At 72.0% G+C, this 20,869-nt stretch carries 15 protein-coding genes; 7 read left to right on the top strand and 8 right to left on the bottom strand.

All coding sequences use genetic code 11. The features are described 5' to 3' along the window. Positions 1–22: 22 nt before the first annotated feature. From ACPEEZ_RS15165 to ACPEEZ_RS15155, 3 genes are read right to left on the bottom strand one after another with little or no spacing between them, the layout of a single operon-like run. A complete protein-coding gene (locus ACPEEZ_RS15165; RefSeq protein ID WP_423920920.1) occupies positions 23–694 on the bottom strand; it encodes a response regulator in 672 nt (223 codons plus the stop codon). Further along, a complete protein-coding gene (locus ACPEEZ_RS15160) occupies positions 691–2,328 on the bottom strand; it encodes a sensor histidine kinase (protein WP_423920917.1) in 1,638 nt (545 codons plus the stop codon). The genes ACPEEZ_RS15165 and ACPEEZ_RS15160 overlap by 4 nt, the downstream gene beginning before the upstream one ends. After that, on the bottom strand, positions 2,315–3,274 hold the full coding sequence (locus ACPEEZ_RS15155) for a CPBP family glutamic-type intramembrane protease (protein WP_423920915.1): 960 nt from the start codon (positions 3,272–3,274) through the stop codon (positions 2,315–2,317). Before ACPEEZ_RS15155 ends, ACPEEZ_RS15160 begins: the two co-directional genes overlap by 14 nt. 186 nt (positions 3,275–3,460) lie before the next feature. Between ACPEEZ_RS15155 and ACPEEZ_RS15150 the strand changes: the two genes are divergently transcribed. After that, positions 3,461–3,727, top strand: a complete 267-nt coding sequence (locus ACPEEZ_RS15150; protein WP_423920912.1) for a tetratricopeptide repeat protein — start codon at positions 3,461–3,463, stop codon at positions 3,725–3,727. A 39-nt stretch (positions 3,728–3,766) separates the two neighbouring features. On the opposite strand, the gene ACPEEZ_RS15145 is transcribed toward ACPEEZ_RS15150, so the two are convergent. Next, a complete protein-coding gene (locus ACPEEZ_RS15145) occupies positions 3,767–4,366 on the bottom strand; it encodes a TetR/AcrR family transcriptional regulator (protein ID WP_423920909.1) in 600 nt (199 codons plus the stop codon). A gap of 116 nt (positions 4,367–4,482) precedes the next feature. Between ACPEEZ_RS15145 and ACPEEZ_RS15140 the strand changes: the two genes are divergently transcribed. Then, positions 4,483–5,139, top strand: a complete 657-nt coding sequence (locus tag ACPEEZ_RS15140) for an NAD(P)-dependent oxidoreductase (protein ID WP_423920906.1) — start codon at positions 4,483–4,485, stop codon at positions 5,137–5,139. Between the two features lie 255 nt (positions 5,140–5,394). Then, entirely contained in the window at positions 5,395–10,410 is a 5,016-nt protein-coding gene (locus ACPEEZ_RS15135) for a beta strand repeat-containing protein (RefSeq protein WP_423920903.1), read from the top strand. Positions 10,411–10,789: 379 nt separating this feature from the next. Here the strand turns inward: ACPEEZ_RS15135 and ACPEEZ_RS15130 are convergent, their stop codons facing one another. Further along, complete coding sequence (locus ACPEEZ_RS15130; protein ID WP_423920900.1) at positions 10,790–11,962, bottom strand: LLM class flavin-dependent oxidoreductase; 1,173 nt, start codon at positions 11,960–11,962, stop codon at positions 10,790–10,792. Between the two features lie 127 nt (positions 11,963–12,089). Further along, complete coding sequence (locus ACPEEZ_RS15125; RefSeq protein WP_423920897.1) at positions 12,090–13,145, bottom strand: LacI family DNA-binding transcriptional regulator; 1,056 nt, start codon at positions 13,143–13,145, stop codon at positions 12,090–12,092. 176 nt (positions 13,146–13,321) lie between these two features. Between ACPEEZ_RS15125 and ACPEEZ_RS15120 the strand changes: the two genes are divergently transcribed. The 4 genes from ACPEEZ_RS15120 to ACPEEZ_RS15105 all read left to right on the top strand — a co-directional run bounded on the left by ACPEEZ_RS15120 (position 13,322) and on the right by ACPEEZ_RS15105 (position 18,154). Further along, a complete protein-coding gene (locus tag ACPEEZ_RS15120) occupies positions 13,322–15,343 on the top strand; it encodes an aldo/keto reductase (RefSeq protein ID WP_423920895.1) in 2,022 nt (673 codons plus the stop codon). A 127-nt stretch (positions 15,344–15,470) separates the two neighbouring features. Next, positions 15,471–16,958 carry a cardiolipin synthase gene (gene cls / locus ACPEEZ_RS15115; RefSeq protein ID WP_423920893.1) on the top strand — a complete coding sequence of 496 codons (1,488 nt, stop codon included), beginning with the start codon at positions 15,471–15,473 and terminating at the stop codon, positions 16,956–16,958. Between the two features lie 152 nt (positions 16,959–17,110). Further along, positions 17,111–17,461 carry a hypothetical protein gene (locus tag ACPEEZ_RS15110; protein WP_423920890.1) on the top strand — a complete coding sequence of 117 codons (351 nt, stop codon included), beginning with the start codon at positions 17,111–17,113 and terminating at the stop codon, positions 17,459–17,461. Positions 17,462–17,632: 171 nt separating this feature from the next. Next, on the top strand, positions 17,633–18,154 hold the full coding sequence (locus ACPEEZ_RS15105) for a MarR family winged helix-turn-helix transcriptional regulator (RefSeq protein WP_423920888.1): 522 nt from the start codon (positions 17,633–17,635) through the stop codon (positions 18,152–18,154). Between the two features lie 342 nt (positions 18,155–18,496). On the opposite strand, the gene ACPEEZ_RS15100 is transcribed toward ACPEEZ_RS15105, so the two are convergent. Next, the gene (locus ACPEEZ_RS15100; RefSeq protein WP_423920885.1) at positions 18,497–19,525 is read right to left on the bottom strand and encodes an aldose 1-epimerase family protein; all 1,029 of its coding nucleotides are present in this window, start codon (positions 19,523–19,525) and stop codon (positions 18,497–18,499) included. Beyond that, a complete protein-coding gene (locus tag ACPEEZ_RS15095; protein WP_423920882.1) occupies positions 19,525–20,862 on the bottom strand; it encodes a D-arabinono-1,4-lactone oxidase in 1,338 nt (445 codons plus the stop codon). Before ACPEEZ_RS15095 ends, ACPEEZ_RS15100 begins: the two co-directional genes overlap by 1 nt. Positions 20,863–20,869 lie beyond the last annotated feature (7 nt).

The following is a 20,869-nucleotide window of genomic DNA, read 5'->3' as shown; positions in this document are numbered from 1 at the left end:
GCCGCCCCGCGCAGCAGCTCGGCTACGCCCCGTCGGGCACGCTCACGATCCGGTTCTGGTACGCCCACACGACGGCCTGCAGCCGGGACCGCACGCCGAGCTTCGGCAGCATCCGCGCGAGGTGCGACTTCACCGTCGACACCTCGAGCACGAGGGCGGCCGCGATCTCCTCGTTCGACATGCCCTGCGCGAGCAGCAGCAGGACCTCGCGCTCGCGGGCGGTCAACACGCCGTCGGCGCGGTCGCCGGAGACCGGCTGCAGACTCCGCCGCGACACGAACTCGCGCAGCACCCGCCGCGTCAGCGCCTGGTCGAGCGTGCCGTTGCCGGCCGCGACCTGCCGGACGGCGTCCACGATCGTGTCGGGGTCCGCGTCCTTCAGCAAGAACCCGGACGCGCCGGCCTCCAACGCCCCGAATACGTAGTCGTCGAGGTCGAACGTCGTCAGCATCAGCACGGGTATCGCCGGGTCGGCGTCCGGCGTGCAGAAGATCCGGGCGAGCTCGATGCCGTTCATCACGGGCATCCGGATGTCGAGGCAGGCCACGTCGGGCCGCGTCGACCGGGCGAGCGCGAGCGCCTCGCCGCCGTCGGCCGCGACACCGACGACCTCGATGTCGGCCTCGGCCCCGAGCAGCGCCGACACGCCGGCGCGCACCAGGGGCTGGTCGTCGGCCACGAGCACGCGGATCACGCGACCACCCCGTCACCGTCGGCCGACCCCGAGGAGGCACGGGTCGAGCCGGCGGGGTCGGCACCGGTCACCGAGTCGGTCGCGTCGAGCCCCGGCCGCGTCGATGCCGCCTCCCCTGTCGGCTCCGGCGCCGCGTCCGACGTCGCCGCCGGCGCCGCGTCCGGCGTCCAGCCCGCGGAGGCGCCGGCCGCCTCGCGCGGCAGCGTCAGCTCGACCCGCCAGCCGCCCGCGTCGGTCGGGCCGACGTCCAGCCGCGCCCCGACCAGGTCGGCCCGCTCGCGCATCCCGCGCAGGCCGTTGCCGCCCGACGGCGACGACTCGACGGCGGGAGCCGTCGACCCCGGATTCTCGACCCGGATCGTCAGGTGGCCCGCGTCGCGATCGTCGATCGTCACGGTGCACGGCGCGGCCGGCGCGTGCAGGACCGCGTTGGCCAGCGCCTCCTGCACGGTGCGGTAGGCGGCGAGCTGGGCGAGGGGGCCGACGCCCACGGCGATACCGCCCGGCTCGGCGGTCGCGCCGCCCGGCGTCCCGCCGCCCGGCTCGGCGGTCGCGCCGCCCGGCGTCCGGTCGCCCGGCAGCACCTCGAGCGTCACGTCCATCCGGAACCGCGCACGCTCGACCAGGTCGACGATGCCGGCCACTGTCTCGACCGCCCGCTCGGCGGGGGTGTCGTCGCGCAGCAGGCCGACGAGTCGGCGCAGGTCGTCGAGCACGGCGGTGCTCTGTTCGCGCACCTGCCGCGCCCCCTCGTGCGCCCGTTCGGGGTCGACGTCGATCTGCCGGTCGATGACGGCCGACATCAGGGCGATGCCCGACAGGTGATGGGCGGCGATGTCGTGCAGCTCACGGGCCATCGCGGCGCGTTCGCGCGACACGGCGGCGTCGACGAGGGCGTCCTGCTCGCGGCCGAGCGCCGTCTGCTCGCGGCCGAGGGCGGTGCGTTCGTCGTCGCGGGCGGCCCGCACCTCGCGACGCGAGCGGATCAGCAGCGCCACGACCAGCGGGATGCCGACGGCGCCGACCGCCTGCAGCACACCCTGCCCGGCCGAGGCGAGGAGTCCCTGCGACACGTCGGCACGCCCGGCGCCGTATCCGACGAAGAACACGATGCCCTGCGAGACCGCGACGAGCGCGGCCGCGCCGACCAGGGTCGGCCAGAGCCGCGCCAACGGCACCCGGAAGACGGCGAGCACGACCGCGACGACGATCGGCAGCGCACTCAGCCCGTGCAGGGTCGAGACCGCGATCGCCGCGACCGGCACGGGGAGGGCCGCGACGAGCAACAGGGTGAGGCGGGGTACGCGATGTGCCGCGAGCAGCAGCACGGACTGCCCGAGCAGGCAGATCGCGAGCAGGGTCCAGACGAGGCCGAACGGCTCGGGGTAGACGGCGCCGAGGCCGTCGGGGTCGAGCCGGTCGAGCGGCGGCAGCCCGGCCAACAGCCCGAGCGAGACGACGGCCGTGCCGGCGGCGAGGAGGCGGTCGACCCGACGGGCGCGCGGCCCCGGTGCCGAGGCGGTCGCGGCACCCGGGAGCGTCGCGGCACCCGAGGCGGCACCCGCAGCGCCCGCGGAACCCGCGGTAGCGCCCGCGGCGGGCCGAGCGTCGCGGCGCGGGTCAGCGGATGCCATGGCGCGATCCTATGAGGCTCGGGGTGCGGTCGGCGCGGCGCACGATCGCGGCGTCGAAGCCGAGGCGGCCCCGCGTCGCGACGATGAGCACGACGGCGGCGATCGTCGACAGGATGGTGAGTCCGAACATCATGGTGCCCGCGGTCATGCCCGGGTACATGTCGGCCCAGAGGTTCGAGATCGTGTTGTTGACCCCGACGTGCAGCAGCAGCACGAGCGGCAGGCTCTGCCCGGTGCGGTTGAAGACGTAGATGATGACGACGTTGAACGTGACGGTGAACGCGGCGAACACGAGCGGCTCGGTCCAGTGCGCGTCCGGCCAGCCACCCCAGTCGCTGAGGTAGAGCGGCATGTGCCACAAGGCCCAGAGCGGTCCGAGCACGGCGGCGGCACCGAGCGCGCCGAAGCGCGTCTGGAGGCGCGGCAGGGCGAAGTCGCGCCAGCCCGGCTCCTCCGAGAGTCCCGTCGTGAAGATCTGCACGATGAGTCCGGGCACGAGGGCGACGAGGGCCATCGTCGACGGTGCCTGCACGGCTCCGCCGGAGAACGGGATACCCGACACGACGATCAGGGCGGGCACGCCGACGAGCGCCAGCGCGTACCAGTACCAGGCGACGCGCCAACGCCAGAGCCGGGCGACCCAGCGGCGCAGGCCCGGGCGGCCGTCGGCGACGGCGGTCACGATGAGGGCGCTGCCGAGCGGTCCGAGCAGGGCACCGGGCAGCACGCCGGTGAACTGTGCCGTGCCGAGGAATTCGGCGAAGTGCAGGTCCCACACGCCGAGACCGTGCGGCGACAGGATGTACGGGATCCACGCGAGCCAGCTGAGGCCGAGCGCGAGGACGAAGAAGCTCGTGAGCGGGCGCCGGGCGATGAGGCCGCGGACACCCCCTCGATCCGCCGGGGCGGTGCCGGCCACGGGCCGGACTTCGGTGGCGTTTGTCATACCCGCAACGCTAGAAATCGGCGGCCCGCGCCACGACCGGCGGAGGGACGCACCTCGCAGGCTTGCATCTTAAGAAGGAGGCGCGGTAGCGAGACACCCGAAACGGGACGAGACACCCGTCAGCCCCCGACCGAGGAGCTGTAGGCCGAACTCGACCGCATCTTCGCGGCCCGCGACCGTGCCCACATGGCGCCGACGATCGCGGCGCTCGAGCCGCTGCTCGAGCGGCACCCCGACGACGCGCGCGTCCTCTACGAGGTCGGCGGCGCCTACGACACCGACGGTCAGGAGGCGCGGGCCCTGGAGCTCTACACCCGAGCGATGGACGCGGGCCTGGTGGGCGACCTGCGGCGTCGGTGCTACCTGCAGGCGGGCAGCACGCTGCGCAACGTCGGCCGCTACAAGCCGGCCCTGCGCGGCAACGCGGAGTACCTCGCGTCGCTCGACGCCTAGCGCCGTCGCCGCCTCGAGTCACCGAGGAGGCGCGCGTCGTCAACGCCGGCTGACCGCCCGAGCACCGAGACGTGACTCGAGCAGCATGTCCGTCGCCTCGTCGACGAGGGCCTCGCCCTGGGGGCGAGAGATGCGCCGCGAGGCGACGAGGGCGGCGATGCCCTGCATGGTGGCGCCGAACATCAGCTTGAACTGGTCCCGCGACCCGGCGGAGTCGTCTGCGTCGGCCGGACCCATGGCCTCGTCGAGCACGCCGAACAGGCCCTCGGCCGCGTCTCGGGCCGGCCCGGGGCGCTCGCTGGTCTTGGCCGCGAACATGAGTTCCATGAGCGCGGCGTCGTCGATGGCGAAGCCGACGTAGGCCTGCGCGACGCGGCCGAACCGGGTTCGGAGCGGGGCCCGCCCTCTCAACGCGACCCGCACCTCCTCGGTGAGTCGGGCGAAGCCCCGCTCGGCCAGCGCGTCCAACAGCGCCTGCCGGTCGACGAAGTGACTTCGTGGAGCCCCGTGACTCACCCCGGCCTGCCGCGCCAGCTCGCGGAGCGACAACCCGTCGAGGCCGCCCTCGCGCAGCATCACCTCGGCCTGCTCGAGCAGCACGGCCCGGAGGTTCCCGTGATGGAAGGGCTGCCCGGTCATTCCCACAGTCTAGGCAATCTAGTCGTTGACTACTTACTAGACAGTGACTAGATTGATGCTCGGCCGCTTAGCCACATCCCCGAGCGTCGGACGACGCCCCATCGACAGGACGACCCATGGACTCGAGCAAGACGATCGTGGTCTTCGGTGCCACCGGGCAGACGGGGCAGCACTTCACGCGCCTCGCTCTCGAGCAGGGGCACCGGGTGCGCGCCCTCGTGCGCACCCCCGCCAAGATGACGAGGAGGCACGACGACCTGACGGTCGTGCAGGGCTCGATCACCGGTGGTCCCGATCTCGACGCGCTCCTCGACGGCGCGGATGCCGTCGTCACCATGATCGGCGACGTCGCGGCCCAGCAGACGCGTCGCGTCAACACCGAGTTCGTCCGCACGCTCGTCCCGGCCATGCGTCGCCAGGGTGTCTCGCGCCTCCTCTACCAAGCCGGCGGCCTCAGCGCCGCCCCCGGGCGTCCGCTCGCGCTGCCGCTGCGCGCGGTGCGGGCGACCATCGCTCGGGCGTACATCGGTCAGCACGCCGACAACGAGGCGGTCATGCGCTACCTCGACGAAGAAGCCCGCGATCTCGAGTGGATGGTGCACCGCGCCGGGATCGGCTCGGACGGCCCCTCGAAGGGCGTCCTGCACCGGTCGGACACGGCCATCAGCATCGGCACCTTCGGCGATTGCGCGGACTTCACGCTGCGCACCGTCTTCGACGCCGCGGCCGTGCACACCTTCCACACCAGCTCGTACCGCGCGCTCGCCGCCTAGCCGAGGAGGCGCGGGTCACCTGACTCGCGCCGGTCCGGTGTGTGTCCCCTTTATTGGGGACCGCCGTCACCTCGTCAGCCGGAGGTCCGAACCCTAGGCTGATCGACAGCCGTTGGATCAGACGGCTGCTGAGCCACCTACCGAAGGGCGGCTCTTCGGCTGCCCCACGACGGGCGGCCACGAGACCGTCCCCCGACAGGACGGTCGCCCGGCCGTCCCCGAACGATGGCCGTCGCCTCGACCCGAAGGGCACCCGTGTCTCCCAAACACCGCTCCCGACCGCACCGCCGACTCGGATTCCTGTCCGGCGCGACCATCACCGCGCTCGTCGCGGCGGGTGCCGTCGTGCTGGCCCCGCAGGCCGCCTCGGCCGCCGACAAGTTCTCGGCCGACCTGCTGTACGCCACGCAGTCGGGCACGAACGCGACGCAGATCGTCTCGGTCGACCCGGCGACCGGAAATGCGAACACGGTGCTCACCACCCCCGCGAACGCGGGCACGGTGAACCAGATCGGCATCTCGAACGATGGTGAGCGGCTGATCACCGCGAGCTCGAGCACGGTCTACAACTACAGTGCGACGCCGGGCACGTGGACGGCGGTCAGACGCCCGGCGACGCCGACCGTCTCGGGCAACATGGGTGGCATCGACCCCAAGACGGGCCTGTACTTCTTCGGTGGCAACGCCAGCGACACGACGTTCACGTTCATGTCGTACGACCCCTCGTCGACGACCATCAACGCGTCGACGCTCTTCACCGCGACTGTGACGGGTGCGCCCGGCACGAACGGCGACCTCGCGTTCGACCGCCAGGGCAACATGTACTTCATCTCGAGCACGGCGGCCAACGTCACACCCCGCAAGGCGCAGCTCTACCGGGTGGACGCAGCCAACCTCAAGGGCGGCACGACCAGCGCGGCCACCCCGGTCGGGCCCGAGATCGTCCCGTCCTCCGCGCTCAACTCGCTCGCCTTCGGCCCCGACGGCTACCTCTACATCTCGGGGGCGACTGCCGACACCTTCATCAAGGCGAACCCCGTCACGGGAGAGAGGGTCTCGTCGGGCAGCATCACGCTCAATGGCACGATCGTCCCCGTCAACGACCTGGCGTCGCGGGCCGTCCCCACCACCGGCCAGGCCCAGGCCGGCTTCTCGAACGGCCGCAAGGACGCCGACGACCAGCTCACCGTCACCATCGGCGGCGGCGACGTCAAGACGCCTGCGAAGGCCACGACCGGCACCAAGGGCGAGCCCGCCACGGCCGGCCCCGTCATCCTCCTGCCCGGCCAGTCGTACACGGCGACCCAGTCGGCCGGCAACACGACGACGAACGTGAACGACTACGACACGTCGTACGTCTGCACCAACCTCGTCGACGGCAAGAAGGTCTCCGAGGGTAAGGGCTCGACGGCGTCATTCATGGTGCCGGCGTCGGGTGGCGACATCTCGTGCGTGTTCTCCAACCCGCTGAAGCCGAGCGTCGACGACACCAAGTCGACCGGCAACCGCCCGGGCCAGCCGGTCACGGTCGACGTCCTGAAGAACGCCCAGGGCGACATCGACCCGACGACGGTCCAGCTCGCCACGAACGGCGTCGCCGGCTCGACGGTCTCGTCGGACGGCCGCACCCTCACCGTCCCCGGCGAGGGCACGTGGACGGTCAACCCGACCACGGGCGCGCTGACGTTCACACCCGAGGCCGGCTTCACGCGCAACCCGACCCCCGCCCGGTACTCGGTCGCCGACACCCGCGGCAACCGCGCCCAGAGCACCGCCGCGGTCACGTACCTCGGCGTCGCCCAGGACGACACGGGCACCACGACGCAGGGCACCGCGACCACGGTCGACGTACTCGCCAACGACACCGGTTCCCTCGTGCCGGGCTCCGTCGTGTTCCCGGCCGCCGGACAGCCTGCCGGTGCGGCCGTCTCGAACGGCGGCAAGACACTGACCGTCCCCGGTCAGGGCGTCTACACGATCGACCCCACCACGGGCGCCGTCACCTTCACCCCGGCACCCGCCTTCCGCGGGACCGCCACACCCGTCACCTACCAGGTCGCGGACGCCGACGGGGCCACCTCGACGGCCACGCTCACCGTCACCGTGACGCCGGTCGGCCCGAAGGTCGCCGACGACGTCGCCTCGACGCAGCAGAACACCCCCGTCACGGTCGATGTGACCGCGAACGACGCCCCCGGTGTCGCCGGCGGCACCCCGATCGACAAGACCACCGTGGTCTTCCCGGCCGACGGTCAGCCGGCCGGCGCGGCCGTGTCGAACGGCGGCCGGACGCTGACCGTCCCGGGTCAGGGCACCTACACGGTGTCGCCGACCACCGGTCAGGTCACGTTCACGCCCGAGCGCGCCTACACCGGCACGCCTACCCCGATCACCTACCGGGTGTCCGACACGGGCGGGGAGTCCGCCACGGGACGCCTCGAGCTGACCGTCGGCGCCGTCACCCCGACCGCCCGCCCCGACACCGCGACGACGACGCAGGGCGCGTCGACGACGGTCCCCGTGCTCGCCAACGACACCGCCGGCAACAAGACGACGCCGATCGACGAGACCACCGTCGTCTTCCCCGCGTCGGGGCAGCCCACCGGCGCCGTCGTCTCGGACGGCGGCAGGACGCTGACGGTCTCGGGCCAGGGCGTCTACACGGTCGATCGGACCACCGGTGAGATCACGTTCGCTCCGGAGCCCCTGTTCCGCAGCGCGGCATCGGCGGTCACCTACCGGGTCTCCGACGTCGACAAGCAGACGACAAGCTCGACGCTGACCGTGACGGTCACCCCCGTGGGCCCGATCGCGGTCGACGACTCCGGCCGCACCGGGCAGAACACGCCCGTCCGCATCGCCGTCGCCGGCAACGACGAGCCCGGGGTGAAGGGCGGAACGCCGATCGAGCCGACCAGCGTCCGGTTCCCCACCGTGGGTCAGACCTCCGGCGCGGTCGTCTCCGACGGCGGCACGACCCTGACCGTCGACCGTGAGGGCGTCTACCGCGTCGACACCGCCACGGGTGTCGTGACGTTCACGCCGGCCCAGGGCTACGCGGGGACCACCACGGCGATCGTGTACCAGGTCGCCGACACCGGCGGCGAGACGGACACGGCGTCCCTCTCGGTCGTCGTCGACGCGGTGCGTCCGACGGCGGTCGCCGACACGGCCTCGACGACGCAGGGTGCGTCGACCACGGTCGACGTGCTCGCGGACGACCTGCCCGGCAACGCGGCGACGCCTCTGGACCCCGAGTCCGTGCTGTTCCCGGCCACCGGCCAGCCGGACGGCGCGGTCGTCTCGGACGGCGACAGGACGCTGACGGTGCCCGGCGAGGGCGTCTACACGATCGACCCGAAGACCGGTGAGATCACGTTCGCCCCGCTGCCCGCGTTCCGCGGCGACGCGACCCCGGTGACCTACCAGGTCGCCGATGTAGACGGCACCACCGCCGAGGCCACGCTGACCGTGTCCGTGACGCCGGTCGCCCCCAAGCCGGGCGACGACGACGCCACGACCGAGCAGAACACCCCCGTCACGGTCGACGTGACCGTCAACGACGCCCCCGGCGTCGCGGGCGGCACCCCGGTCGACAAGACGACCGTCGTCTTCCCCGCCGCCGGGCAGCCCGCGGGCTCGACCGTCACGGACGGCGGCCGGACGCTGACCGTCCCCGGCGAGGGCGTCTACACGGCCGACCCGGTCACGGGAGCCGTGACATTCGCTCCCGCGCAGGGCTTCGCCAGCACGACGACCCCGGTCGTGTACCAGGTGTCCGACACCGACGGTCAGTCGGGCACGGGTCGCCTCGTGGTGACGGTCACGGCCGTCAGCCCGACCGCCCGCCCCGACACCGCGACGACGACGCAGGGCGCCTCGACCACGGTCGACGTGCTGGTCAACGACTCGGCCGGCAACGCGGCCACCCCGCTCCGCCGGAACAGCGTCGTCTTCCCGACGAGCGGTCAGCCCGCCGACGCGGTCGTCTCGGACCGCGGGATGACGCTGACCGTCCCCGGCGAGGGCGTCAACACGATCGACCCGAAGACCGGAGACGTCACGTACGCCCCCGACCCCGCCTTCCGCGGTGACACGACCCCGGTGACGTACCAGGTGGGCGACGTCGACGACCAGACGACCAGCTCGACGGTCACGGTCTCGGTGACTCCGGTCGCCCCGGGCGCTGCGGACGACACGGCTCGTACGGGTCAGAACACCCCGGTGACCGTCGACGTGGCGGCGAACGACAAGGCCGGCGTCGTCGGCGGCACGCCCGTCGACCCGACGACCGTCCGGTTCCCGAACACGGTCCAGGCCGACGGAGTCGTGGTGTCCGACAAGGGCACGACGGCGACCGTGAAGGGCGAGGGCGTCTACCGCGTCGACCCCGCGACGGGTGCGGTGACGTTCACCCCGGCGCGCGGCTTCACCGGCAAGACGACCCCGGTCGTCTACCAGGTGGCCGACCAGGGCGGTGAGGTCTCGACGGCCGCCGTCACGGTCACGGTCGACGCGGTCGCCCCGACCGCGAAGCCCGACACGGCCGTGACGCCGCAGAACACCCCCGTGACCGTCGCGGTGACCGGCAACGACACCCCCGGCAACGCCGGTACGCCGATCGATGCGGCCGCCACGCGCCTCCTCGACGCGAACGGCAACGCCGTGACCTCGCTCGAGGTCGTCGGCAAGGGCACGTTCGCGGTCGACGCCGCCACCGGAGCGATCACGTTCACGCCGACGGTCGGCTTCACGGGCCCGGTCACGGCCTCGTACCGTGTCGTCGACATCGATGGAGGCGCGAGCACGTCGACCATCAGCGTCACCGTGGGTGCCGCGCCGGTCGCGAAGAACGACGCCCGCACCGGCGAGGCCGGCAAGCCGGTCACCGTCGACGTGCTCGGCAACGACGGCCCCGGCTCGTCGGCCGTCGACCCCGCGTCGGTGCGCCTGGTCGACCCGGCCACGGGTGCCCTGGTCCCGACCCTGACGCTGCCCGGTAAGGGGACCTTCACGGTCGGAGCCGACGGCTCGATCACGTTCACCCCGGTCGCGGGCTTCGCCGGAACGGTCACGGTGACCTACTCCGTCGCCGGTGTCGACGGCAGCCGCTCGACGGCCACTCTGTCGATCACGATCCCGGAGGGCGCACGACTCGCCTTCACCGGCTCCGAGTTCGTCGGCGCCGGCGTGGGAGCGGCACTGTTCCTGATCGTCGCCGGCCTCGCGCTGGTCGTGGTGCGCCGCCGCCGGATGGGCACCGAGCAGTAGGGGCTGTGCAGGAGGGGTAGCGCCGTGAGCGCTGCCGCCTGACGAAGGGCCGAGCACGTGCAGACGTGCTCGGCCCTTCGTGCGTGGTGACGCGGTCTGCGGGGCGTGCGCCGCGCGTCCTGCCGACGCCGCGCCTCCTGGGGGTAATTTGCGACCGTTTCGGCGCCAGGCCGGGCGACTCGCCGCTCATGAACCTCGTTGCGCGCGCGAACGGTCGCAAATTTGAGACCGTTCGGGCGCGGGCGCCGGCGCGGGCGCGGGCGGCGATCAGGAGGCGCGGGGCGGGAGCGCGCGCGGCAAGACACACGAGAAGGGACGAGACGGCCGGGGGACCGGCGGTGTCTCGTCCCTTGTCGCGTGTGTCAGCGGGTGCGCGGGCCTACAGGCCGAACGCGGCGCCCGAGGTGGCGGGCTCGGGGGTGGAGCCGGTCCAGACGTCGTCGCCGGCGACGTGCTCGCTCGCCACTGCACCCTCGGCGCGGGCCAGGGCGACGCGCTCGGCGTGCGACGGCGGGTTCGACGGCACACCGGCGGGGCGCTTCGACTCGTTGATCTCGCGCAGCGCCGGGACGATCTGCTCGGCCAGGATGTCGATCTGCTCGAGCACGGTCTTCAGCGGCAGCCCGGCGTGGTCGATCAAGAACAGCTGACGCTGGTAGTCGCCCACGTGGTCGCGCATCGTGGCGTAACGGTCGATGATCTGCTGCGGCGAGCCCACCGTGAGCGGGGTCTGCTCGGTGAAGTCCTCCATCGACGGGCCGTGACCGTAGACGGGCGCGTTGTCGAAGTAGGGGCGGAACTCACGCTGGGCGTCCTGCGAGTTGGCCCGCGCGAAGAACTGCCCGCCCAGCCCGACGATCGCCTGGTCGGTACGCCCATGACCGTAGTGCTCGAAGCGCTCGCGGTAGAGCTGGACCATCTGCTCGGTGTGGGTGATCGGCCAGAAGATGTTGTTGTGGAAGAACCCGTCGCCGTAGAACGCGGCCTGCTCGGCGATCTCGGGGCTGCGGATCGAGCCGTGCCAGACGAACGGCGGCACGCCGTCGAGCGGGCGCGGCGTCGACGTGAAGCCCTGCAGCGGGGTGCGGAACTTGCCCTTCCAGTCGACGACCTCCTCGTCCCAGAGGCGGCGCAGCAGCGCGTAGTTCTCGACGGCGAGGTTGAGGCCCTGGCGGATGTCCTTGCCGAACCAGGGGTACACCGGGCCCGTGTTGCCGCGGCCCATCATGAGGTCCATGCGGCCGTCCGAGATGACCTGGAGCATCGCGTAGTCCTCGGCGATCTTGACCGGGTCGTTCGTCGTGATCAGCGTCGTGGACGTCGAGAGGGTGATGTTCGTCGTCGCGGCGGCGAGGTAGCCGAGCATGGTCGTCGGGCTCGACGTGACGAACGGCGGGTTGTGGTGCTCACCGGCCGCGAAGACGTCGAGACCGGCCTGATCGGCGTGCGTCGCGATCGTGAGCATGGCACGCGTGCGCTCGGTGTCGGTCGGCGTACGGCCTGTGGTGGGGTCGGTCGTGACGTCGCCGACGCTGAAGATTCCGAACTGCATGGTGACTCCCTCGGGTCGATGCGTTTGCATGTACCGGGGAGAACTGTAACGCGTCGGGATCTATTCCCGCGCCTCCTGAAGCCGCGCTGCGCCTCCTCGAACCCCGTTGCGGAAGATGAACCCCCGTCTAACGGGGTTCATCTTCCGCAACGGGGTTCACGGCGGAAGGACGAGGAGGCGCGGGTGCGGACTCGCGGACGACGAGCGTCCGCGAGATGCGCGAGCGGCCGGGATCGTCGCCCGCGAGCAGGGCCGCGATCATGTCGACCGCCCGCCGCGCCAGGTCGGCTTTGTCGAGCGCGAGCGTCGTCAGTTCAGGGGTCACGAGCGTGCCGAGGTCGAGCCCGTCCATGCCGATCACGGCGACGTCCTCGGGCACGCGCACGCCGAGCCGCGCGAAGCCCTTGAGGGCGCCGACCGCGAGGACGTCGTTGAAGACGAGCGCTCCGTCGACGTCGGGGTACCACTCGATCAGGGACTCGGCCGCGCGGATGCCGTCGCCGGTGCTCTCGTTGACCCGCACCTCCGACGTCTCGGACCAGGCGAGTCCGCGGTCGGCGAGCTCGGCGCGGAAGGCCAGCGCGCGCCCCGACGGCTCGGGCCCGGCGTCGATCATCGCGAGGCGGCGGCGCCCGAGCCGGACGAAGTGCTCGATCGCGAGCCGGGCCGCGGCGCGGTCGTCGATCTCGACGACGCCGGTGTCGGCCGTCGTGGCGTGGTTGTCGAGCGTGACGGTCGGGATGCCCGTGAGGGCGGCTCCCCACGCGTCGCGGCGGGTGAACGACACGACGGCGTCGACCCGCTCGGCCATCGAGGCGAGTCGTTGGGCGACGGTCGCGCGATCGGCGGCCCCGCTGTCGCCGGCGTCGCAGAGCAGCACGCCCCAGCCGTGCTCGGCGGCGGCGCGGGTCAGCTCGGACGCCAGCTCGGGGAAGTAGGGGTTGCGGAGGTCCTCGACCACGAGCCCGACCGTCACCTGTCGACCGCGGACCAGGCCCTGGGCGGCGCGGTTCGGCCGGTAGTTCAGCTCGCGGGCGGCCTGCAGCACCCGCTCCCGCGTGGCCGGGCTGACATCGGGCAGGTCGTTCAGCGACCGGGTCACGGTCTGCCGCGAGACCTCGGCCAGGCGTGCGACATCCAGGATCGTCGCCGCTCGCCCGGCGGGCCTGCTCGTCGTTGCCACCTCGTGAGGATACTGCTACCGTCGAGTCCGCCGTGAACGTTCACGGTGAAGTCGGACAGCGAGCCGTGAACGTTCACGGCTAGACCGCGGCGTGTCCGCGGCGCTCCCGAACCGGGTGCGCTCGAACGCGAGGCTCCCGACCACCCGCACCGCACCTCCTCGTCGATGGGACACCGATGTCACCCGAGAACACCACCGCCACTCCGACTCGCTGGGCCGTGCTCGGCGCCGGCAGCATCGCGCGCCGCTTCGTGTCGCAGCTGCCCGACTCGACGGGGCGACTCGTCGCGATCGGCAGCACCGACGCCTCCCGGGGGGCCGACCTCGCCGCGTTCGCCGGCGAGCACGGCTTCACCGATCTGCACGTCGGCGACTACGCTTCGACGCTGGCCGACGACACCGTCGACGCGGTCTACATCGCCACCGTGCACACCGCCCACGCACGACTCGTGCTCGACGCGATCGCCGCAGGCAAAGCCGTGTTGTGCGAGAAGCCGATGACGCCGAATCTCGGCACCACGATGGCCCTGGTCGACGCCGCCCGGATGGCCCGGGTGCCGCTCGTCGAGGCGTTCATGTACCGGTTCCACCCGCAGACCCGTGCCGTGCTCGACCTCGTCCGCGAGGGAGTGATCGGCGAGCTCGCCCACATCGACGCGACCTTCTCGTTCCGTACCGAGACGCGCGACGGTCGCCTCTACGACCTGGCCACGGCCGGCGGGGGAATCCTCGACGTCGGCGGCTACCCCGTCTCGATGGCGCGCGCCGTCGCGGGGGCCGCCCTCGGCCGCCCGTTCGCCGACCCCGTCGAGGTCACCGGCCACGGTACGCTCGGCCCGACCGGCGTCGACGAGTTCGCCGTCGGCCAGCTCGTCTTCGCCCACGACGTCACGGCGACCGTGCGCTCGGGCGTCGCGGTCGACGACGCCAACACCGTCACGATCTCGGGCTCGGCCGGGTCGATCTCCGTCGCAGAGCCGTGGATTCCCGAGGGCGACACCGAGATCGTCGTCCGCGTCATCGGCGAGGAGCCCCGCGTCATCACGATCCCCGCGGCCGCCGCCTACGCGCTCGAGGCCGACGCGGTCACGACCGCGATCGCCTCGATGAGCTCAGGAGGCGCGGGCGAGGCCCCCGAGATCACCCTCGACGACAGCATGGGCAACGCCAGGGCCCTCGACGCCTGGCGCGAGGCGATCGGCCTGCGCTACGCGTTCGAGGCCGAGACGACGGACATCCCCACGGTGTCCGGGCGGCCGCTGAGCGTGGCGTCGGACGCGCCGATGATCTACGGCGAGATCCCCGGCGTCGGCAAGCGCGTGTCGCGACTCGTCATGGGGGTCGACAACCAGCCCGACCTGGCCCACGCCTCCGCGATGTTCGACCACTTCATCGAGCAGGGCGGCAACACCTTCGACACCGGTTACGTGTACGGCGAGGGCGAGCTCGAGGGGCGTTTCGGGCGCTGGATGGCGAATCGCGGGGTCCGGGACGACGTCGTCATCATCACGAAGGGTGCGCACACGCCCCACTGCGACCCCGAGTCGCTCAGTCGTCAGCTGCTCGAGAGCCTGGAGCGGCAGGGCACCGACCACGCAGACATCTACCTGATGCACCGCGACAACCCCGCCGTGCCCGTGGGCGAGTTCGTCGACGTGCTCGACGAGCACCACCGGGCCGGGCGCATCGGCGTCTACGGCGGGTCGAACTGGACCCCCGCCCGGTTCGACGAGGCCAACGAGTACGCCCGCGCGAACGGTCGGCAGGGCTTCGGCGTGCTGTCGAACCACTTCGGGCTCGCCGAGGCGCTGGACGTGCCGTGGGACGGCTGCGAGCACGTGACCGATCGCGCGTCGAAGCACTGGCTCGAGGAGCGGCGCGTGCCGCTGCTGCCGTGGTCGTCGCAGGCCCGCGGCTTCTTCACCGGGCGTGCCCGGCCCGACGATCTGAGCGACGAGGAGCTGGTGCGCTGCTACTACAGCGACGACAACTTCGAGCGGCTGCGCCGGGCCGAGCAGCTCGCCGCGGAGCACGGGGTCGCGGCAACGGCGATCGCCCTGGCGTTCGTGCTGAACCAGCCGTTCCCGACGTTCCCGCTGTTCGGGCCGCGCACCATCAGCGAGGCGCGCTCGTCGATGGCCGGGCTCGCGGTGGCGCTCACCCCCGAGCAGCTCGCCTGGCTCGACCTGCGCGCGTAGGGGCCGAGGAGGCGCGCCTCCGGCTCGACCCGTGCCTCCTCGGGTCGACTCGCGTGGGGCTGTGCAGAACCCGCACCGCCTGTGGACGGCGTAGACGCGTGGTCGACGGCACTGCCAGGATCAACAGATGACGTGGCGCAGGGTTTTCAAGGTGTTTCCGACCGTGGTGCTCGTCGTCGATGTGATCATCCGCGTCCTGGCCGTCGCGGTGGTGCCGCGCAACCGACGACCGAGCTCGGCGATGGCCTGGCTGCTCGCGATCTTCGTGTCGCCGATCCCCGGCAGCATCCTGTTCGGCATGCTCGGCAGCTCGAGGCTGCCCAAAGACCGGCGTGACAAGCAGAGCGAGATCAACAAGTTCATCCTCGAGGCGACCACGGGCATCGACACCGAGACCGAGAACGAGACGGAGCCGGCGTGGTTCGGCACCGTCGTTCAGCTCAACCGTCGCCTCGGTGCGATGCCCCTGCTGCCCGGCAACTCGGCGACGCTGTTGCCGCACTACGCCGAGTCGATCCAGGCGATGGCCGCCGCCGTCGACGCGGCGGAGAAGTACGTGCACGTCGAGTTCTACATCCTCGCGCGCGACACGACGACGATGCCGTTCTTCGATGCGCTCAAAGCCGCCCACGAGCGGGGTGTCACGGTCCGCGTGCTGTACGACCACTGGTCGACGCTGCGCAACCCGGCCGGTCGTGCGACCCGTCGGTGGCTGCGGGCGAACGAGATCCCGTTCGAGGAGATGCTGCCGTTCCGTCCCTTCAGCGGCAGCTGGCGCCGACCCGATCTGCGCAACCACCGCAAGATCGTGGTGATCGACGGCACGCTCGCGTTCACCGGTTCGCAGAACATGGTCGACCCGTCGTACAACAAGAAGGGGAACATCCGACGCGGCCTCCGCTGGAAGGACCTCATGGTGCGCGTCGAGGGCCCGGCGGCCGCGGGGCTCAACGCCCTGTTCGTCACCGACTGGTACAGCGAGACCGACGAGCTGCCGCTGCCCGATCAGACATCGGCCGCCGACGTCGTCGACGAGTTCGTCGAGACCGTGACGTCGACCACCGGGCTCGAATGCCAGGTCGTGCCGAGCGGGCCCGGGTTCGACGGCGAGAACAACCTGCGCCTGTTCAACGCGCTCGTCTACGGTGCCCAGCGGCGGCTCATCATCGCGAGCCCGTACTTCGTGCCGGACGACTCGATGCTGTACGCGATCACGACGGCGGCCGAGCGCGGCGTCGAGGTCCAGCTGTTCGCGTGCGAGGTCGCCGACCAGTTCGTGGTCTATCACGCCCAGCGGTCGTACTACGAGGCGCTGCTGCGGTCGGGGGTGCGCATCTTCCTGTACGCGAAGCCGACGGTGTTGCACTCGAAGCACTTCACGGTCGACGACGACGTGGCCGTCGTGGGGTCGAGCAACATGGACATGCGCTCGTTCAGCCTCAACTTCGAGGTGTCGCTCATGGTGCGTGGCTCGGAGTTCGTCGACGAGCTGCGTCTGGTCGAAGAGGACTACCGCGCCAAGTCGCGCGAGGTCACGCTCGAGGAGTGGCTGGCCCGGCCCGCCGCCGTCCAGGTGCTCGACAACGTCGCGCGGCTGACGGCGTCGGTGCAGTAGGGGGCCGGCGGGCATCGGCGGGGGTTCGGCGGGCTTCGGCGGGCTTCGGCGCCGCAAACGGGGTTCTTAGCGAGGGGTCAGCCGACCCGCGCCTCCTCGGCTCGAAGGCGGATGTGCAACGCCCGTCGCCGTGGAGGGAGAAGATAGTCGATGTGACTCACGACCTGATGACCCCCGAGAAGAACGTCCAGCGCATCATGTGGACAGGCACCGCGTGGTTCGCCGTCGCCGTCGGATCGGCGGCGATCGTGCTCGCGCAGCTGTTGTCGTCGGGCTGGCGCCCGGCCCTCCTGTCGGGCGGCCTGGCGGCTCTGTGGTGGATCGGCTCCGCCCTGGTCGCGCTCAGCGTCGGGCTGATCGGCTGGTCGGGGTGCCCGATCCTCGAGGTGAGCGTGCCCACGGCCGACCGCAACAAGACGCGCACCATGCAGGCGGGGACGCTGCTGTTCATCGTGGGCGGCGCCGCGGCGATGCTCGCCGTGCTGCTCGGCCCCGCCGCGTAGCGCGCCGCCGCCGCTGCCGCCGCGCGCCGCTGCCGCGCGCCGCGCTGCACGCGCTGCACGCGCTGCCGCCGAAACACCCCGAAGTCGCCGAGACACCCACCAATTCAGGGGTGTCTCGGCGATTCGTGGGTGTCTCGACGGGGCCCGACGCCCGCGGCGTAGAGGATGGTCGTGTCAGACCCGCACGATTGGACCCGCACCGTGACCACGAACGACGAAGTGGACCTGCTCATCGACGCCTGGGCGCGTGAGCGGCCCGACATCGACTTCGCGCCCCTCGACGTGTTCTCGCGCCTCCGCCGCGTCGCCCGCCGGCTCGACCGCACCCGCAGTGAGGCCTTCGCCCGCTCGCACCTCGCGATCTGGGAGTTCGACGTGCTCTCGGCCCTCCGTCGCTCGGGCGACCCCTACGAGATGAGCCCGAAACACCTGGTCACGAGCACCATGGTCACGAGTGCCACGATGACGAACCGGCTCGACCGACTCGTCGAACGCGAGCTCGTCGAACGGCGCGACGACCCCCGTGACGGGCGCGGCATCCTCGTGCGCATGACTCCGGCCGGGCTGGAGCGCGTCGACGACGCCATGCTCGCCCTGCTCGAGGCCGAGCGCACACATCTCGACACGCTCAGCCCGGCGCAGCAGGCGGAGCTGGCCGAGCTCCTGCGGATCGTGGGCGCCGAGTTCATCTGACGCCGCGCCTCCTCGGCTCCTGCGCTTCAAACCGCAGGACGGGTGCGGGGTGCAGGGCGGGTGTGCGGGCGCAGAGGTGCGGGTGCGCGGGCGCAGAGGTGCGGGTGTTCTCGCGGCGGGTTTTTCGCAATTTGCGACCGTTTGGCGCGCGGGGTGCCCTGACGGGGGTCGAAATGGTCGCAAATTGCGAAACGGTCGCGTTGTGCGGGGCGGATGGCGCGAGGAGGCGCGAAACGGTCGCAAATTGCGAAACGGTCGCAAAGTGCGGAGCAGCCACGCGCGCAGACCACAGCCGCCAGCACGAACCGCCGCCGCTGCTGCGAACGGCGCGGCCCGGCGGCGCTACACGACGGCGGAGATCGTCCAGGCGGCGCGGTGCGACTCGCCCGGCTCGAGCCGCACGAGGTCGTCGCCGGTGCTGAACGCGTCGGGCGGGCAGGTCATCGGCTCGACGGCGAGTCCGATGCGCGACACCGCGACGTCGGGCTGATCGGCCGTGTGCACCTGGACCCACGGCAACTCCGGCCCGAACGAGATCGCCACACCCGACCCGTCCGCCGTCGTCACCGTCACGGTCGCGTCACCGCCACCCTCACCGCCGACCGAGTCGGCACCCCCGGCCCGCGTGACACTGCTGAACGCATGATCGATGAACACGTCCCCGAGGAGGCGCGGCTCCCGGAAGTCGAACTCCGTCGCCTCTACGAGGGCGAGCCCGGCCGGAAGCAGCCGCTCCCCCTCGATCAGGGCGACGGTCGATGCGGGCAGCTCCAGCAGCCAGTCGTCGACGTGCCCGGGCCCCGCGACCAGGTACGGGTGCGGCCCGACGCCCCAGGGCGCCGCGCTCGCCGAGACGTTGGTGCCGGTGACGACCGTCTCGAGGCCGGCGGCCGAGACGGAGAACTCGACCCGCACCTCCACCCGGGTCGGGTAGCCCTGCTGCGGCTCGATCGTCGCGACCAGCTCCACGCGGTCGTCGTCGACCCGGGCGGCGGCGAAGTCGAGCCAGCCGACGAGTCCGTGCAGCGCGTGCCCGCGCGACGGCTCGGTGAGGGCGAGCTGCCGCTCCTCGCCGTCGAACTCGTACGTGCCGTCGACGACGCGGTTCGGCCACGGCGCGAGCGTCGCTCCCCGGAAGGCGGGCCGCAGCTCGTCCGCCTCGAACGGCACGACGAGGTCGCGCCCCTCGAACGTGAGCGTGCGCAGCGTCGCCCCGACGGACGCGATCGTCGCCGCGTACCCGCCCGAGCGGATCGCGTACTGCGCCCCGCTGACCGGCCGCGAGTCCGAGGCCGCCGACGATACCGAGGAGGCGCGGCTCACGTCGCCGACGCCGGTCGCGTCGTGCAGGTCACCAGTGCGATCGGTCATCAGCGGGCGTCTCCCTGGAACAGTGTGCGGTCGAGGTACGAGTTGTGGAACGTCCCGTCGGGGTCGACCCGGCGGGCGAGCGCCCGGGCGTCGGCGATGCGCGGGTACAGCGCGTCGAAGTCGACGAGCTCCTCGTCGAAGACCTTGCCCCAGTGCGGGCGGGCGGCGAACGGCGCGAGGGCGCGCTGCACTTCGCGCACGGCCTCGAGCACGGCGTCGGGCTCGTTCTTCCAGGTGAAGTGCAGCAGCAGCGCGTCGCGCTCGTAGAACTCGCTCAGCCACAGGCCGTCGGCGGCGGCCGTGCGCAGCTCCGTCACGACGAGCAACGGGTCGATGCGGTCGGCCAGCGCACGGACGGCGGCGAGGGCGGCGGCACCGTCGCGACGGTCCACGCTGAACTCGGACTGGATCTCGTCGCCGTTGCTGGGCGTCGAGTCGAGGCGGAAGTGCGGGAGGCGGTGCAGCCAGGCCGACACCGCGCCTCCTTGTTCGGTGAGGTTGCCCTCGACGCCCGGCGCGAGCGTCTGCGTGGACGTCGGGTCGAGGATCGCATCGAGCACGGTCTCGGGCATCTCGATCGTGTCGGCGCCCTCGGGCACGCGCGACTTCGCCCAGACGCGCAGACCGTCCTCGCCCCAGTGGCCGAAGACGCTGACGCTGTAGGCGAGGCCGGTCACGAGGTCGACGTCCGAGAGCAGGGCGTCCCAACTGAGGCCGGTGTAGACGTCCTGGCGCATGCGGTAGCTCGGCTGCACGTCGAGCGTGACCCGCACGACGACGCCGAGCGTGCCGAGTGCGACGAGGGCTCCGTCGAAGTCGGCGTCGCCCCGCTCGTAGCGGACGAGCTCGCCGGTGGGGCCGACGACGTCGAGCGCCCGGACGGCGGTCGCGAGCGCTCCGTTGCCGTGACCGGAGCCGTGGGTGCCGGTCGAGATCGCCCCGGCGACGGAGATGTGCGGCAGCGAGCCCATGTTGTGCAGGGCCCAGCCGTTCGTCTCGAGGAAGGTCGCGACGACGCCGTAGCGGGTGCCGGCGCCGACGGTCACCGTGGCGCTGCGGCCGTCGGCGGCGACGTCGAGCACGGGATCGGGGTCGATCGACGTGACCGTGACCAGGGTGCCGGTGCTGTCGGCGATGTCGTTGAACGAGTGCCTCGTGCCGAGCGCCCGGACGCGATCGGAGCCGGCCACCGCCTCCTTCACCTCGTCGATCGAGGTGGCCTCGACGAGCCACGCGGCCCCGTACGAGTACGTCGACGACCAGTTCGAGCCCGCGTCGTCGCCGGGGCGTTCGGGGTCGGTGGTCTCGGGTGGCAGCGCTGCCAGCGGATCGCTCATGGGGAGA

Origin of the sequence: Frigoribacterium sp. 2-23, assembly GCF_049601585.1 — a bacterium.
Lineage (GTDB): Bacteria > Actinomycetota > Actinomycetes > Actinomycetales > Microbacteriaceae > Frigoribacterium.
The sequence above is the reverse complement of the archived record's forward strand: the minus strand, read 5'-3'. Positions and strand labels throughout refer to the sequence as shown.